Consider the following 13,905-nt stretch of genomic DNA (forward strand, 5'->3'; position numbering starts at 1 on the left):
TTTTCTCCATGTTCTCTGTGCAATAATTAAGGTGAAAACAGCGAATAAGCATTGCTAGAACTTCATCACAATTTTGGCGTTTACCCTTCTGGTCGTTAAGTAGTTAGGAACTGCATATTGACGGTTGGTAATGTCCGAGATCCAGAGGTAGCTGAGTGTGTTGTTGGTTCCAAGAAGGTTGAAAACCTCTAAACTGATCCAAATTGACTTGAAGTGTTTGAGGGGATTTTTTGGTCCAACGAATTTCTTTTTCTCACCCAAAAGCATGTAAGAGAAACCGATGTCTACTCTTCGGTATGGAGGTATACGTAATGTGTCTTTGTAACGGGTGTAGTCTGGCGGGCCGAAAGGCATTCCGGAGCCGAATACTAGGTTCAAATGCATTTTTAGAGAAGGTAATTTCGGAACGTAATCCTGAAAATAGAGCGAGAAGTTTACGCGTTGGTCGGTAGGGCGCGGAATGTAACCTGGCTCAACTCTTACGCTGTCTGTTGGAATGGAATTCTCGATGCCATAACCGATCTTCTGTCCATCCGAATTGTAATAATCGTAGTAGTAATCATCTATGATATCTTCTTGAACCGTCATCACAGACATACTCGCCCAACTTTCAATTCCTTGAACGAATTCACCGTTTAGCTTCAGGTCAATCCCGGTGGCATAACCTCGAGCATTATTTTGAGCGTAATAACGGATTCGAACGTTGTCAATTTCGTATGGGACAAGGTCGTTCAGGTATTTGTAATAAACTTCGGCTACCAGTTTGAAGGGACGATTCCATGCCTTGAAATTGTAATCCATTCCAATAACAGCATGATACGATTGCTGCGCACGGACATTCTTATTCAACGTTCCATTCAGATCTCTGAGCTCGCGATAGAACGGTGGTTGATAGTACATACCTCCTGAAGCTCGGAAGATCATATCGGTATTTATCCATTGAGGGTCGAATGCATAGTTTACCCTAGGGGTCACAATGAACTGCTTATTTACATCCCAATAATGATAGCGGGCGCCAGCTGTAAGTTGATGTTTTGACGTGTCTGAGAACATCCATGTGTTCTGAATGAAACCGCTGATGCGATTACTCTGAAGGTCAATTCTGGTTTTCAGTACCTCCTGAACCTGAAGTTCATTTGCATTCAATGGAATGGAATAACCGGCAGAATCGATCATGTTCCACTCACTTAGCTTGTCTACTATTATTTCGTGCTGATACGTACTTCCCCAATCCATGATTCGATGACCATCGAACCATTTGCCAACATTCCTTGCAGAGACCACGGTGGCGGTCAGATAGTCGCGACCATGGTTAAGAAACGTTCCAATTCCACGGTTGAAGGCCACTTCACCCAAATTATCAGATCCAAAGTTATTGTCCAGTTGGCCAAGGAAATACTCGCCCTGTACGTCAAATGTTTGATTTTCAGTGGAGCGGAAGGCAGAAGCAATAAGTTTGAGTTTGAGTTTCGGATTTGGTCTGAATTCGGTTGTAAGGGCACCAAGAATCGTCTCGAAACTACTGATCTCCTGACCGTCAAAATACACGGTTAGTTGCAGGGCATCGCTGATGGTTCCGAAAGCCGTAACTCGGTCTTGCGGAACGAATTGATAACGGTTTTGTGCGTAGTTGGCTAACAGACTTACGCTCCATTTATCGTTTATGTCAAAATTCAACAGACCTTGTACATCAATAAAACGTGGTCTATATTGACCTTTCGTGTCTAAACTACCAAGTACGTATTGGTTGGTGCGATACCGAACACCAGCCAAATACGAAAAACGGTAATCTTTAGAGGAACCTTCTACGTGAGCAGCTCCTCCCAAAAGACTTCCTGTTACAGAACCGGCAAATTTCCGTGGGCGCTTGTATTTTACGTCCAAAACGGACGACATCTTATCGCCATACTTGGCTTCAAAACCGCCAGCAGAAAAACTCAAACTACCAACAAGATCAGGATTGACAAAACTGAGTCCTTCCTGTTGACCAGAACGAACCAAAAATGGTCGATAGATGAGAACATCATTCACATAAACCAAGTTCTCATTGTAGTTTCCTCCACGAACGTTGTACTGTGAGCTCAATTCGTTATTTGAACTCACGCCTGGGAACGTTTTCAGCACGGCTTCAATTCCTCCGCTTACTGTCGGAATTTCAATAGCTATTTTGGGGTCAACGCGCGTCATGGTGGTGGTGCGATTGGCGTCATCATTCACCACAGCTTCCGTCATCAGATTGTCGTTCAGTTTCAGAATACGATTAAGAATTTTGATTTCGCCAGGTGCGAGCTTCACTTCGAAGGTCTGCGATTCGAATTGAACGTGGCTAAAGCTAATTTTGATCTTGGTGTCGGCTGGAACTTCGAAACTGTAATTCCCACTTTCATCTGTCGATGTTCCGCCCGGATAACCGATGGCCGCCACATTCACAAGTTCAATTCCCTTGTTGTTTTCATCCAGCAATTGGCCCGCTACAGTGGCTTTGGATTGAGCCCAAGCCATGTTTCCCATCAAAAGGAGGAAACCCAGCACCTGCAGCGTGCGCAGCTTTATTTGAAAAAGGATGATCAAGAGTGGGTCAGCGTTTTTTCTTGCGTTTAAAATCCCCATTCTTCCATGCTTTGATGAATTTGGCCCAAGCCAACGGATTCAACAAATTGTTCGGTGGAAGTTGCCCAGCGTAATACAATTGAGCTCCGTGCTGTTGCATGGCGTAAGTAAAGTTTTCGCTGCCGTCCATGCCCATGTTTTCCATACGTTCTTTCATTTCGGCACGATTCAGATTACGTTCCGCCCGCTGCTTGTCATCTTCAGGAAGGTGAAGACTCAGAAACGCCTCTCTGAACTGTTCTTTTGTTGGCCAAGGATAAATGACAGCTTCTTGAAGAATGACTGTATCCTGATCCATCATCTGGATAAGCGAGTAGTTCTTTCGGTTCAATGAATCAGGGATTACAAAAAGTGCATCCTTAAATCCAACGTAGCTGAATTGAATCGTATCTCCACGCTCAGCAACGAAAGAGAAGTATCCGAAGTAATCGGAAATGGTGCCGCGTTTCGAGTTTTTGATGAGGATATTGGCAAATGGAACAGCCATCAGACTATCACGGGTAAGCAGCACACCAGAGAATTGGAGCAGGCTGTCGTTCTTGGTCTGGGCATGTGTTTGGAAGTTCGAAAAACAACTCAACAACACTACGATAGGAAATATATACTTAAGAATCGAAGTGCTTGTAGACATGATATTCGCTCGGTAACGCTTAAAATTCAGAACTATTGTGCTACAAATTTTTCGAGTACCTCAATAATGCTGAAAATCATCTCATCGTTTTCAGGCGTATCAGATTCAGATAGGAATGCTTTCAAACGGATCATCTCATTTTCCAACATTTCCTGATCCTTTATCTCTTCCCAATTCTCTATAATGGTAAGCACTTCCAAGCATTCCATGTACGAACCGGTGGAAGCCACGGTAATGAAATCTGGCAGGCGATGACTAAGGTCAATCCCTGTTTGCCAGCAAGCAGAAAGCATTAGCACGCGGATGTCTGCGAACTCAAGATTTGAAAGTTCGTTCACCAATTCTTCTATAGCATCCTTGTCTTTGAGGTCGAACAACAACTGAGCAATGCTGCTTTCAACAGAAACTTCAGTTGTGTTTTTCAGAGCAGTAAGGATGTCTGAAATGTATGATGCGTCACCTCCTTTTTTCAACTTTTCAATTGCAGCAAGCGCAATTGTCTCATCGTTGCTCTTCAGGTCCTTGATGACCGACTCTCTATTTGTCTTCGCAATTTTAGCCATGATTCGAGGCGCGAAAGTACTCAATTGAACACGTTTTAGAATCACCTTACTCATTACCGTCAATTGATTGCATTCGTTTGGACGAATCTGTTTATGAGTGATATTCCTCGGAATCTGTCGGATTTCTATAAGCTGTCCAAATTCCACTGATGAACATCAGCCAAGCAAAGCAGGTTATTGTTTAAACTTGTTCCACCAAAAACACATCAATGTCTGAAAAGGATTTACAGGCCATCTTCGATAAGAAGATTGAGAATGAAGTAAAGATCGAGCCCAAAGATTGGATGCCAGATGCTTACCGCAAGAACGTTTTGCGTCAGATGGCGCAACACGCACATTCTGAAGTGGTGGGAATGCTTCCAGAAGGCAATTGGATAACCAGAGCACCGAGCTTGAGAAGAAAAGTAGCCTTGTTGGCCAAGATTCAAGATGAGGCTGGTCACGGACTTTATCTCTATAGCGCAGCGGAAACGTTGGGAACAGACCGCAATAGGTTAGTACTGGACCTTCTTGAGGGCAAAGCCAAATACAGTAGTATTTTCAATTATCCAGCACTTACTTGGGCTGATATAGGCGCTGTGGGTTGGCTGGTTGATGGAGCGGCCATTGTGAACCAGATCATGCTTCAGAAAACGAGCTACGGGCCGTATTCTAGGGCTATGATCCGTATCTGTAAGGAAGAGAGTTTCCATCAGCGTCAAGGCTATGAGATCATGCTTACGCTTTGCCGTGGGTCTGAAGAACAAAAAGCTATGGCGCAAGATGCACTGAACAGGTTTTGGTGGCCAAGTCTTATGATGTTCGGGCCTTCGGATAAGGATTCTGCGCATTCAGCACAAAGCATGGCTTGGAAGATAAAACGAATGGGAAACGATGAACTTCGTCAGAAATTCATCGACCAAACAGTAAAGCAGGCAGATTTCCTCGGACTCACTATTCCTGATCCTGAATTGAAGTGGAATGAAGAGAAAGGTCAGTACGATTGGGGACAGATCGACTGGGAAGAGTTTCAGAATGTGATCAGTGGCAATGGACCTTGCAATAAGGAAAGACTGGCGGCACGCCAGGCAGCGTACGATAATGGTGCTTGGGTTAGAGAAGCAGCCACAGCTTATGCTAATAAGAAAGCAGAACGTAAAGACAAAGAAGCAGCATAAACCAGCTTTTAGCATATAGCAGTTGGGAATAAGTTCACTTGCCTAATCGCTGATCGCTAATCGCTAATCGCTAATTAAAATGGAAAGAAAAGACTGGCCTCTTTGGGAGGTATTTGTAAGAAGCAAAGCAGGATTGAGCCACAAACACGCAGGTAGCCTTCATGCACCAGATGCAGAAATGGCCATCAGCAATGCACGCGATGTTTATACGCGCAGAAACGAAGGCGTGAGCATTTGGGTGGTAGAAAGCAAACACATCCATTCTACCTTGGAAACAGATGCCGAATCCATGTTCGACCCGAACGAGGACAAGATCTATCGTCATCCGACTTTCTACGATATTCCGGACGAAGTAGGACATATGTAATATGGAGAAGAACCAAGCTTTATTCAATTATCTACTCCGATTAGGCGATAATGCCGCCATCCTCGGTCATAAATTGAGCGAGTGGTGCGGTCATGGTCCAGAATTGGAGGAAGACATAGCCATTATCAACACAGCACTTGACCTTTTGGGTCATGCCCGATCCATTTACAGTTATGCTGGAGAAGTGGAAGGAAAAGGACGAACAGAAGACGACCTTGCTTATTTGCGTATTGAGCGCGAATACAGAAATGCGCTTATCTGCGAATTGCCGAACGGAAATTATGGCGATACGATCGCACGTCAATATTTGGTGGATCAATTCAATTTTCTGCTGTTTTCTGAATTGGTGAATTCGAAGGATGAAACTGTTGCGGCCATTTCAGAAAAAACCATCAAAGAGATTCGCTATCACTTACGTAGAAGTAAGGAATGGGTGTTGCGCTTGGGCGATGGAACCGAAGAAAGTCACAATAAGATCCAAGAGGCATTCGATAATATTTGGCCCTACACAGGCGATCTGTTTGTGGAAGATCAAAGTGATGCTGTGATTGTTGCTGAAGGCATTGGGCCAGATATGAAAGCAATCCATGGTACATGGAGGGAGAACGTGAAAGCAACCTTGGCTGAGGCCACGTTGACGATTCCGAAAGATGGATGGATGCACAGTGGAAGTAAAGCTGGTCGTCATACCGAACACATGGGCTATATTTTGGCCGAATTGCAATACATGCAACGCACCTATCCTGGCTGCGAGTGGTGATAAAAGCGCAAGCTTTTGTCATTCCGACCCAAGTGGAGGAAGTTCCCCCTTTTAAAGGGGGTGCCGAGGAACGAGGCGGGGGATTGAATAACGAACAATGAACGAAGAAGAACTTTGGAATCTGCTCGATGAGGTCATGGATCCTGAGATACCTGTTCTCAGCTTGGTTGACCTTGGAGTAATTCGTGATGCCAAATTCGTTCACGGAAATCCTGAGATAACCATCACGCCTACCTATTCCGGTTGTCCTGCCATGAAGGTGATGGAAGAAGATATTGAAGCGGTGCTGCAAGGCGTAGGTTTTGATGAGTACAAGATCAATACCGTGCTCTCGCCAGCTTGGACTACTGATTGGATCACCGAAAAGGGACGGAAAGCCTTACAGGATTACGGAATAGCACCACCGGAACAAGCCACTTCAGATAAGAATGCGCTTTTGGGCCATCCAAAAGAAGTGACATGCCCGAATTGCAAAAGTCGTAAAACAAAAATGTTGAGCCAGTTCGGCTCAACACCTTGTAAAGCATTGTATCAATGTCAAGACTGCAAAGAGCCTTATGACTATTTCAAGTGCATTTGAAGGTTACTTCAACCACACCTTTACGTAGCTACCTTCTTCTTGGATGAAGATGGCTTTGCTTAGGTCGTAAGAGTGAGTCACTTTGCCTCTTGTAAAAGCAACGGTATAATCACCTTCAATCGTCATGGTTGTGATCCAGTTTCCAGTGTACTTATATTCCCAACCTGGCATATTGATCACGACTTCGTTGTAGGTCTCGAGTATCCGTTTCAGGTCATCCTTTTTATACATGGCCTGAGCAGAGGCGTCAAATGGGTTGGAAAGCAAAAAAATCAATCCGAGAGAAAATAGATACTTCATTTGATTTACGTTTTAAGATTCGATGCAATTTACTGCAAGTCATCTGTTGTTCAATGACGGAGGTCAATCTATTTGCTGACCAATTTCCAACTTTGGGAGATTCAGGTGGCTTTCTACCTTAGTCGCATCAAAAATTCAAGATGACATTCGATATCATAGATTTCAAAATAGAAGATGGCGTTGCTGTGATTACGCTTAATCGACCTGATAAACTCAACAGCTTCAATCAATTAATGGCCTATGATGTTCAATCGGCATTGGACCATTGCATGGAAAATCCTGAGGTGAGATGTGTGCTGATAACTGGTGCAGGACGAGGTTTCTGCGCTGGACAGGATCTGGAAGAGGCCATTGAACCAAACGCGGCAAGCATCGAAGAACACGTAGAATCGAAGTACAATCCGATGGTTCGGAAGATTCGCGCCATTAAAAAACCAGTGATCGCTGCGGTGAATGGCGTTGCGGCAGGAGCAGGCGCCAATTTGGCCTATTGCTGCGATATCATTGTGGCAGCAGAAAGCGCCAAGTTCATCCAATCGTTCATCAACATTGGTTTGATTCCAGATACAGGCGGTACATATTTTCTACCTCGAATGGTGGGAATGCACAAAGCCGCAGAATTGATGATGCTTGGAGAGAAGATGACCGCTCAGGAAGGAAAAGACCTTGGCATCGTCTATCGCGTTTACCCTGATGCTGAATTCATGGAAAGCGCCATGGAACTCGCGAAACGAATGGCCAAAATGCCAACCAAAGGCTTGGGTTTGATCAAGAAAGCAATCAACATGAGCTTAAACCACGATCTTGATCAACAACTCGAAGTTGAACGTGATCTGCAAGGAAGAGCAGGCAGAACCTACGACAATGCCGAAGGAATCAATGCTTTTTTGGAGAAACGTAAACCAGTATTTAAAGGAGAGTAATCTTTGCACAGAGACTAAATGAGAAATTGAGATTCACAGAGGTTTTCTTTGTGTCCTTTGTGAAATCTTTGTGATCTCTGTGGTTAAGAATTAAAGCAATGAACGAATTGATTGTAGGAGTTGTCGGGGCAGGAAGCATGGGAGCAGGAATTGCTCAAGTTGCGGCACAAGCAGGACATAAAGTCTATTTGAATGACAGTTTTCCAGATGCGCTGGAAAAAGCAGCAAAAGGGCATCAGCTAATTTTCAGCCGATTGGCAGAAAAAGGTAAAATGACCTTGGATGAAGCGAAAGCCTGTGCCAAACGAATCACATACACGCGAAGTGTTGACGATCTGAAGCATTGCGGATTGGTCATCGAAGCGATTATCGAAGACCAGGAGATCAAGCAAGGACTGTTTCAGGAATTGGAAATGATCTGTGGCGATGAAGCCATTCTCGCTTCGAATACATCCACACTTCCGATTGTAGCAATAGGTGGAAAACTGAAAGACCCAAGTCGCGTAATTGGCATTCACTTCTTCAATCCGGCACCATTGATGGCGTTGGTAGAGGTGATTCCGAGCATGCTGACGCGAGATGGTTTGGCAGAAGAAATGAAAGACCTGATGAAGGCTTGGGGCAAAGTTCCTGTTATTGCCAAAGACACTCCTGGTTTTATCGTGAACCGTGTTGCTCGTCCATTCTACGGGGAGTCAATCAGAATTCTGGAAGAAGGAATTGCTGATGAAGCAACCATCGATTGGGCATTGAAAGAAATCGGTGGTTTCCGAATGGGACCCTTTGAACTGATGGATCTGATCGGAAACGACATCAACTTTGCGGTTACATCAACAGCATTCAAATCCTTCTTTTACGATGGTAGATACCGACCGTCAGTTATTCAGCAACGACTGGTAGAAGGCGGATTGCTTGGTAGAAAATCGGGCAAAGGCTACTACGATTATTCGGAAGGAGCCGTGCAACCAGAACCAAATAAAAGCAAGGCGTTGGGAGAACTGATTGTGAACCGCGTACTATGCTTGCTCATCAATTCAGCCATTGATGCATTGCATTTTGGCGTTGCATCCAAAGAAGACCTCGATCTGGCCATGACCAAAGGCGTGAATTACCCGAAAGGCTTGCTTGCTTGGGGAGACGAACGTGGATTGGAAAACGTGCTTCATCGCATCGATTCGCTGTATGAAGATTACCGCGAAGACCGTTATCGCGCTTGCGTGCTGCTGCGCAGAATGGTGAAGGAAGGAAAGACATTCTACTAGGATTCCTTTGAACAGTGTTCAACGATTGGGGTTTATTGGTTTGAGATAACTATCGTATCTTACCAACAAACCTAAAACAACTATAAGATGGCAGATTTCAGAAACGTACAGGACCGAGTTTCAAAGTTGAGCAAGTCGGTTTTCATCATGATTGCAGTATTTATTGTGCTGATGATCGGCTTTACGAAAATGTCTGTCACCATTCATGCAGGAGAAGCAGGTGTTCTTTTTAGAACATTCGGAAATGGAGTTGATACGACACATACCTACGGAGAAGGCTTTCATGTCATCGCACCTTGGAATAATATGATCCGTTACGAAGTGCGGCAGAATGAACTCCTCGAACAAATGTCGGTGCTTTCTGCCAACGGACTGGAAATTACGGTCGATTTGAGCGCGTGGTATCATCCGGATCAATCGAAATTGCCCAAGTTGCACCAAGAGAAAGGTCAGGATTATTTGAATCGATTGGTTAAGCCAGCTGTTCGTTCGGCAACGCGATCTGTAGTTGGCAGATACACACCGGAACAGATCTATTCCAGCAAGCGAGACGCCATTCAGGAAGAGATTTATTTAGAGACAAAGGAAATCCTTGATCCGCAATACGTTCAGTTGAATGAGGTTTTGGTGCGCGATATTACCTTGCCGACAACCATTAAAACGGCCATCGAGAATAAGCTGAAGCAGGAACAAGAATCGCTAGAATATGAATTCAGACTTCAGCGAGAATTGAAAGAGGCAGAAAGAATCCGTATTGAAGCCGAAGGTAAAGCTGCGGCTAACCGTATTCTAAACGCTTCGCTAACGGACAATATCCTGAAGGAAAAAGGTATTGCAGCAACCTTAGAATTGGCTAAATCGCCAAATTCCAAAGTGGTAGTAGTTGGAAACAGCGATGGTCTGCCCTTGATACTCGGCAATCAGTAAAAGAAATGGCAGAGGATCTCGCAAAACGCGTGGTTGACCGAATGTTCAACAACGATCCATTCAGTCAATGGCTGGGAATCGAGCGTGTGGAAGACGGTGCCGGAAAGTCAGTTCTCAGAATGACTGTTCTTAAGGAAATGCTGAATGGTTTCGACATCGCTCATGGCGGCATTACCTACAGTTTGGCGGATTCGGCTTTGGCTTTTGCCTCAAACAGTCACGGCATTCAAAGTGTCAGCATCGAAACATCCATTTCTCACACAAAACCAGTAAAGGAAGGCGATGTGCTAACAGCAATTGCGGTTGAGAAAAACCTCACCACCAAGATCGGTGTGTATGAGATTATCGTCACCAACCAGCGCAATGAAACCGTGGCACTGTTCAAAGGAACCGTTTATCGAACAGGAAAGGAATGGGAAGTTTGATTTATCCACTTGCCACATGAATGAAATAATTGCAACACTTCTTTTTCTAATTGCCGTTCTAGACCCTGTTGGTTCTGTCCCTGTGTATTTGGAAGCAACGAAGCATTTTGACGAAAGACACAAGCGGAAAATTGCTATTCGCGCTTCAGTTGTTGCGTTTCTTATCTTATTGGTTTTTATCGTTCTTGGTCAGATTGTGCTTGAAGGAATGAGTGTATCGCTTGATGCATTTCAGATTTCAGGAGGAGTGATTCTGTTCTTGTTTGCACTCACCATGATCTTTGGCGATGGTAAGCCTGAAATGGAAAAGCACCTTATAAAAGACTACAAACACGTGACGATATTCCCTGTAGCAATACCGTCAATAGCTTCGCCAGGGGCAATCATGGCAGTTGTCTTGATGACGGATAATCATATTTATACCATTCAACAACAGGCGGTAACCACCTTTTTAGTTGCGGTTGTGGTAGGTTTGACCAGCCTACTTCTGCTTGCGGCAAACAAGGTTCAAGAACGAATTGGGGAGTACGGGATCACGGTTATCAGTAAAGTGATGGGACTTATTTTGGCATCTTACGGTGTACAGAGTATTCTATCTGGTTTGAAAGGATTTTTTGCAACATAAAAACGGAAAATGAAACAAGCATTTATAGTTGACGCCATAAGAACACCAGTTGGCAGTTTTGGAGGCACATTAGCACCTGTAAGGGCAGATGATCTGGCCGCCATTCCTATTCGGGAATTGATGAGTCGGAATCCGAATTTGGATCCATCAGCCATTGAGGATCTGATCTTCGGTTGTGCCAATCAGGCAGGAGAGGACAATAGGAACGTGGCAAGAATGGCCTTGCTCTTGGCAGGACTTCCTTGGTCGGTCGGTGGCGAAACTGTGAATAGATTATGTTCATCTGGAATGGCCTCGACCATCAATGCAGCAAGAGCCATTCAGACAGGAAATGGAGATTTATATATCTCAGGTGGAGTTGAACATATGACGCGTGGGCCGTGGGTGATCTCTAAAGCAAGTCAGCCATTTGGAAGAGATTCTGAAATGTTCGACACAAGCTTCGGATGGCGATTCATCAATCCCAGAATGCAGGAATTGTACGGCACCGAAGGCATGGGACAAACAGCAGAGAACTTGGTGGAGATGTACGGCATTGAGCGCGAAGCTCAAGATCTGTTCGCCCACAATTCGCACATGAAAGCGGCTGCTGCACAAGCTTCCGGCAGATTGGCTGAAGAAATCGTTGCTGTGCAGATTCCGCAACGGAAAGGCGAAGCCATCAGCTTTGAGAAAGATGAATTCATTAAGCCGAATACGACCTTGGAAGTTCTAGGAAAACTCAGAGCCGCTTTCAAGAAAGATGGTTCCGTTACTGCTGGAAACAGTTCTGGATTGAATGATGGCGCAGCCGCCATGCTCATCGCATCCGAACAAGCATTAAAAGATCACAACCTCAAACCAATGGCCCGCATCGTTTCTGCCGCTGTTGCTGGAGTTGAACCACGCATCATGGGCATCGGACCGGTTTACGCTTCCGAAAAAGCATTGAAACGTGCTGGTTTGACACTCGATCAAATAGACGTGATTGAACTCAACGAAGCATTCGCAGCGCAAGTGCTTGCCTGTACGCGCATAATGGGCTTGGCCGATGATGATGCTCGTGTAAATCAGAATGGAGGTGCCATTGCCATCGGTCATCCACTGGGAATGAGCGGAGCTAGAATTCTGCAAACTGCGGCCATCCAATTGCAAAAGACGAATAAGCGCTATGCCTTGGTTTCGATGTGCATTGGGGTAGGGCAGGGCTACGCCACCATTATTGAACGGGTTTGATGGGGATGGGAATTGAAAAACGGCAAATTCAAGTTCGAAAATGTCAAATTCCAATTGAAATTCGAGACATTTCAATAGAAATGTTGGAAATTCCGATAGGAAAATGCTGAATTATAATAGGAATGTGACGAATTATAACAGGAAAACACTGAATTCCGATAGGAATGTGATGAATTCGGATAGAAATATGTCGATTTACTACAGAAACTAACCGCCAACAACTATGATATTCGAATTCAATGGAATGCGTCCGAGGATTCATCCGACAGCTTTTGTGCATCAAACCGCAAGCGTTGTTGGTAATGTTCAGATTGGGAGGGATGTGTATATCGGTCCAGGCGCAGCAATCCGTGGCGATTGGGGCAGAATTGTGATCGAGGACGGTTGTAATGTGCAAGAGAATTGTACCATTCACATGTTTCCAGGCACAACCGTTTGGCTACACAAAGGAGCGCATGTCGGACATGGAGCTATTATACACGGAGCCACTTTGCTTCAGAATTGTCTTATTGGGATGAATGCCGTGGTGATGGATGATGCCGAAGTAGGCGAGGAGAGTATCGTTGGAGCTTTATGTTTCGTTCCCGCTGAGATGAAAATCCCAACCAGAAAGATCGTGGTAGGCAATCCTGCCAAGATCATCAAAGATGTTTCTGACGATATGATCGCTTGGAAAACAGAAGGGACCAAACTCTATCAATCCCTACCAAAAGAAAGCCATGCAACCTTGAAAGAACTTGGTTTGGAAGATGTGCTCTCTTCAGATTCCATTCCGGAAACTGATCCCTACTACGGGCAGCAGAAAGACTTATTTGAAACCTGGAGCAAGACGAAATGATTTTCAGATGGCCGGCCTTGTTTATGGTGGTCATTGCAGTAGGATGCCATTCTTCTAATGAGGAAAAGGAGCCGGCATTGAATGAAACCACTGGGATTTCAGATGCAAAAGCTGATGAAGGTGCAGCGATTGACTATGACACCACCGTGAACTATACACGATATTCCGAGTACGGTCTTGTTGAGGATTTTAATGGTGATGGGTATTCTGAGTTGGTTTCGTTGGTGGCAAATTCAAGTACAAACGAGATCGGTGTAAGGATCATTGACGGCAAAAATGCTGAACAACTATCTATTTTCGGAGCAGGTAGAGAGGTTAATGGTATTGCCAATCTTAGATGGATCGGCTCTATGGAGTTCATTCCGGAAGGATTTTACATCGCTCCAACCATTATTGACGCTCAAACAGGCGACATATTAGGTTCTGATTCGATAAATGGATTTTACCTGAAGACCAAAGCAATTCATTTGCTGCCAAAGCATGGGCACTCCAGTGGAATTATTTATTGGAGTGGAAGTGGATACGCTTGGATGCACCAAGAATGAAAAAGATCTCTGCTTGAACAAGGTAAGCTAGAATTCAAACCGTTATTCGATTGCATGGACGGATAAAGATTTTGACATTTATCATTCGTAATGCAATATTTCAAAGCTAACTTTGGTTTAATCTTTGATGTAAATGAAAACCATCGTGATTCACTTTTTAAATCATAAAACAAGAAC

General features: G+C 44.5%; 16 protein-coding genes. 12 read left to right on the forward strand and 4 right to left on the reverse strand.

Translation table 11 applies throughout. The features are described from left to right. Positions 1–54: 54 nt before the first annotated feature. The 3 genes from K9J17_08145 to K9J17_08155 form a co-directional block, all read right to left on the reverse strand. On the reverse strand, positions 55–2,610 hold the full coding sequence (locus K9J17_08145; protein ID MCF8276689.1) for a TonB-dependent receptor: 2,556 nt from the start codon (positions 2,608–2,610) through the stop codon (positions 55–57). Further along, positions 2,579–3,190 (reverse strand): carboxypeptidase-like regulatory domain-containing protein, encoded by a 612-nt coding sequence (locus tag K9J17_08150; GenBank protein MCF8276690.1) that lies wholly within the window; start codon positions 3,188–3,190, stop codon positions 2,579–2,581. The genes K9J17_08145 and K9J17_08150 overlap by 32 nt, the downstream gene beginning before the upstream one ends. An 83-nt stretch (positions 3,191–3,273) precedes the next feature. Continuing rightward, entirely contained in the window at positions 3,274–3,858 is a 585-nt protein-coding gene (locus K9J17_08155) for a hypothetical protein (GenBank protein ID MCF8276691.1), read from the reverse strand. A 155-nt stretch (positions 3,859–4,013) separates the two neighbouring features. Between K9J17_08155 and paaA the strand changes: the two genes are divergently transcribed. From paaA to paaJ, 4 genes are all read left to right on the forward strand, one after another. Further along, on the forward strand, positions 4,014–4,961 hold the full coding sequence (paaA, locus tag K9J17_08160) for a 1,2-phenylacetyl-CoA epoxidase subunit A (GenBank protein MCF8276692.1): 948 nt from the start codon (positions 4,014–4,016) through the stop codon (positions 4,959–4,961). A 79-nt stretch (positions 4,962–5,040) separates the two neighbouring features. Beyond that, the gene (gene paaB, locus K9J17_08165; GenBank protein ID MCF8276693.1) at positions 5,041–5,328 is read left to right on the forward strand and encodes a 1,2-phenylacetyl-CoA epoxidase subunit B; all 288 of its coding nucleotides are present in this window, start codon (positions 5,041–5,043) and stop codon (positions 5,326–5,328) included. A gap of 1 nt (position 5,329) precedes the next feature. Next, positions 5,330–6,088: a phenylacetate-CoA oxygenase subunit PaaC gene (paaC, locus tag K9J17_08170; GenBank protein ID MCF8276694.1), complete on the forward strand. Its 759-nt coding sequence runs from the start codon at positions 5,330–5,332 to the stop codon at positions 6,086–6,088. A 97-nt stretch (positions 6,089–6,185) separates the two neighbouring features. Further along, positions 6,186–6,668 carry a phenylacetate-CoA oxygenase subunit PaaJ gene (gene paaJ, locus K9J17_08175; protein MCF8276695.1) on the forward strand — a complete coding sequence of 161 codons (483 nt, stop codon included), beginning with the start codon at positions 6,186–6,188 and terminating at the stop codon, positions 6,666–6,668. A 3-nt stretch (positions 6,669–6,671) separates the two neighbouring features. Here paaJ and K9J17_08180 read toward each other — a convergent pair whose 3' ends face one another. Next, positions 6,672–6,968, reverse strand: a complete 297-nt coding sequence (locus tag K9J17_08180; GenBank protein MCF8276696.1) for a hypothetical protein — start codon at positions 6,966–6,968, stop codon at positions 6,672–6,674. Between the two features lie 140 nt (positions 6,969–7,108). Between K9J17_08180 and paaG the strand changes: the two genes are divergently transcribed. The 8 genes from paaG to K9J17_08220 all read left to right on the forward strand — a co-directional run bounded on the left by paaG (position 7,109) and on the right by K9J17_08220 (position 13,728). Next, entirely contained in the window at positions 7,109–7,891 is a 783-nt protein-coding gene (paaG, locus tag K9J17_08185) for a 2-(1,2-epoxy-1,2-dihydrophenyl)acetyl-CoA isomerase PaaG (protein MCF8276697.1), read from the forward strand. 107 nt (positions 7,892–7,998) lie between these two features. Continuing rightward, positions 7,999–9,153, forward strand: coding sequence for a 3-hydroxybutyryl-CoA dehydrogenase (locus K9J17_08190; GenBank protein ID MCF8276698.1), 1,155 nt, complete (start codon positions 7,999–8,001; stop codon positions 9,151–9,153). Between the two features lie 87 nt (positions 9,154–9,240). Next, positions 9,241–10,080 (forward strand): prohibitin family protein, encoded by an 840-nt coding sequence (locus K9J17_08195; GenBank protein MCF8276699.1) that lies wholly within the window; start codon positions 9,241–9,243, stop codon positions 10,078–10,080. 5 nt (positions 10,081–10,085) lie between these two features. Continuing rightward, complete coding sequence (locus tag K9J17_08200) at positions 10,086–10,505, forward strand: hotdog fold thioesterase (GenBank protein MCF8276700.1); 420 nt, start codon at positions 10,086–10,088, stop codon at positions 10,503–10,505. Positions 10,506–10,521: 16 nt separating this feature from the next. Then, complete coding sequence (locus K9J17_08205; protein ID MCF8276701.1) at positions 10,522–11,130, forward strand: MarC family protein; 609 nt, start codon at positions 10,522–10,524, stop codon at positions 11,128–11,130. Positions 11,131–11,139: 9 nt separating this feature from the next. Then, the gene (gene pcaF, locus K9J17_08210; protein MCF8276702.1) at positions 11,140–12,345 is read left to right on the forward strand and encodes a 3-oxoadipyl-CoA thiolase; all 1,206 of its coding nucleotides are present in this window, start codon (positions 11,140–11,142) and stop codon (positions 12,343–12,345) included. Positions 12,346–12,568: 223 nt separating this feature from the next. After that, positions 12,569–13,183 carry a transferase hexapeptide repeat family protein gene (locus K9J17_08215; protein ID MCF8276703.1) on the forward strand — a complete coding sequence of 205 codons (615 nt, stop codon included), beginning with the start codon at positions 12,569–12,571 and terminating at the stop codon, positions 13,181–13,183. Then, positions 13,180–13,728 carry a hypothetical protein gene (locus K9J17_08220; GenBank protein MCF8276704.1) on the forward strand — a complete coding sequence of 183 codons (549 nt, stop codon included), beginning with the start codon at positions 13,180–13,182 and terminating at the stop codon, positions 13,726–13,728. Before K9J17_08215 ends, K9J17_08220 begins: the two co-directional genes overlap by 4 nt. Positions 13,729–13,905 lie beyond the last annotated feature (177 nt).

Source organism: Flavobacteriales bacterium (assembly GCA_021739695.1).
Taxonomy (GTDB): Bacteria; Bacteroidota; Bacteroidia; order UBA10329; family UBA10329; genus UBA10329.

Bases quoted from the DNA above. Each gene is read 5' to 3' on its own strand.
- K9J17_08145 (MCF8276689.1), bottom strand. From the start codon at position 2,610: ATGGGGATTTTAAACGCAAGAAAAAACGCTGACCCACTCTTGATCATC.
- K9J17_08155 (MCF8276691.1), bottom strand. From the start codon at position 3,858: ATGAGTAAGGTGATTCTAAAACGTGTTCAATTGAGTACTTTCGCGCCT.
- paaA (MCF8276692.1), top strand. From the start codon at position 4,014: ATGTCTGAAAAGGATTTACAGGCCATCTTCGATAAGAAGATTGAGAAT.
- paaB (MCF8276693.1), top strand. From the start codon at position 5,041: ATGGAAAGAAAAGACTGGCCTCTTTGGGAGGTATTTGTAAGAAGCAAA.
- paaC (MCF8276694.1), top strand. From the start codon at position 5,330: ATGGAGAAGAACCAAGCTTTATTCAATTATCTACTCCGATTAGGCGAT.
- paaJ (MCF8276695.1), top strand. From the start codon at position 6,186: ATGAACGAAGAAGAACTTTGGAATCTGCTCGATGAGGTCATGGATCCT.
- K9J17_08180 (MCF8276696.1), bottom strand. From the start codon at position 6,968: ATGAAGTATCTATTTTCTCTCGGATTGATTTTTTTGCTTTCCAACCCA.
- paaG (MCF8276697.1), top strand. From the start codon at position 7,109: ATGACATTCGATATCATAGATTTCAAAATAGAAGATGGCGTTGCTGTG.
- K9J17_08195 (MCF8276699.1), top strand. From the start codon at position 9,241: ATGGCAGATTTCAGAAACGTACAGGACCGAGTTTCAAAGTTGAGCAAG.
- K9J17_08200 (MCF8276700.1), top strand. From the start codon at position 10,086: ATGGCAGAGGATCTCGCAAAACGCGTGGTTGACCGAATGTTCAACAAC.
- K9J17_08205 (MCF8276701.1), top strand. From the start codon at position 10,522: ATGAATGAAATAATTGCAACACTTCTTTTTCTAATTGCCGTTCTAGAC.
- pcaF (MCF8276702.1), top strand. From the start codon at position 11,140: ATGAAACAAGCATTTATAGTTGACGCCATAAGAACACCAGTTGGCAGT.
- K9J17_08215 (MCF8276703.1), top strand. From the start codon at position 12,569: ATGATATTCGAATTCAATGGAATGCGTCCGAGGATTCATCCGACAGCT.
- K9J17_08220 (MCF8276704.1), top strand. From the start codon at position 13,180: ATGATTTTCAGATGGCCGGCCTTGTTTATGGTGGTCATTGCAGTAGGA.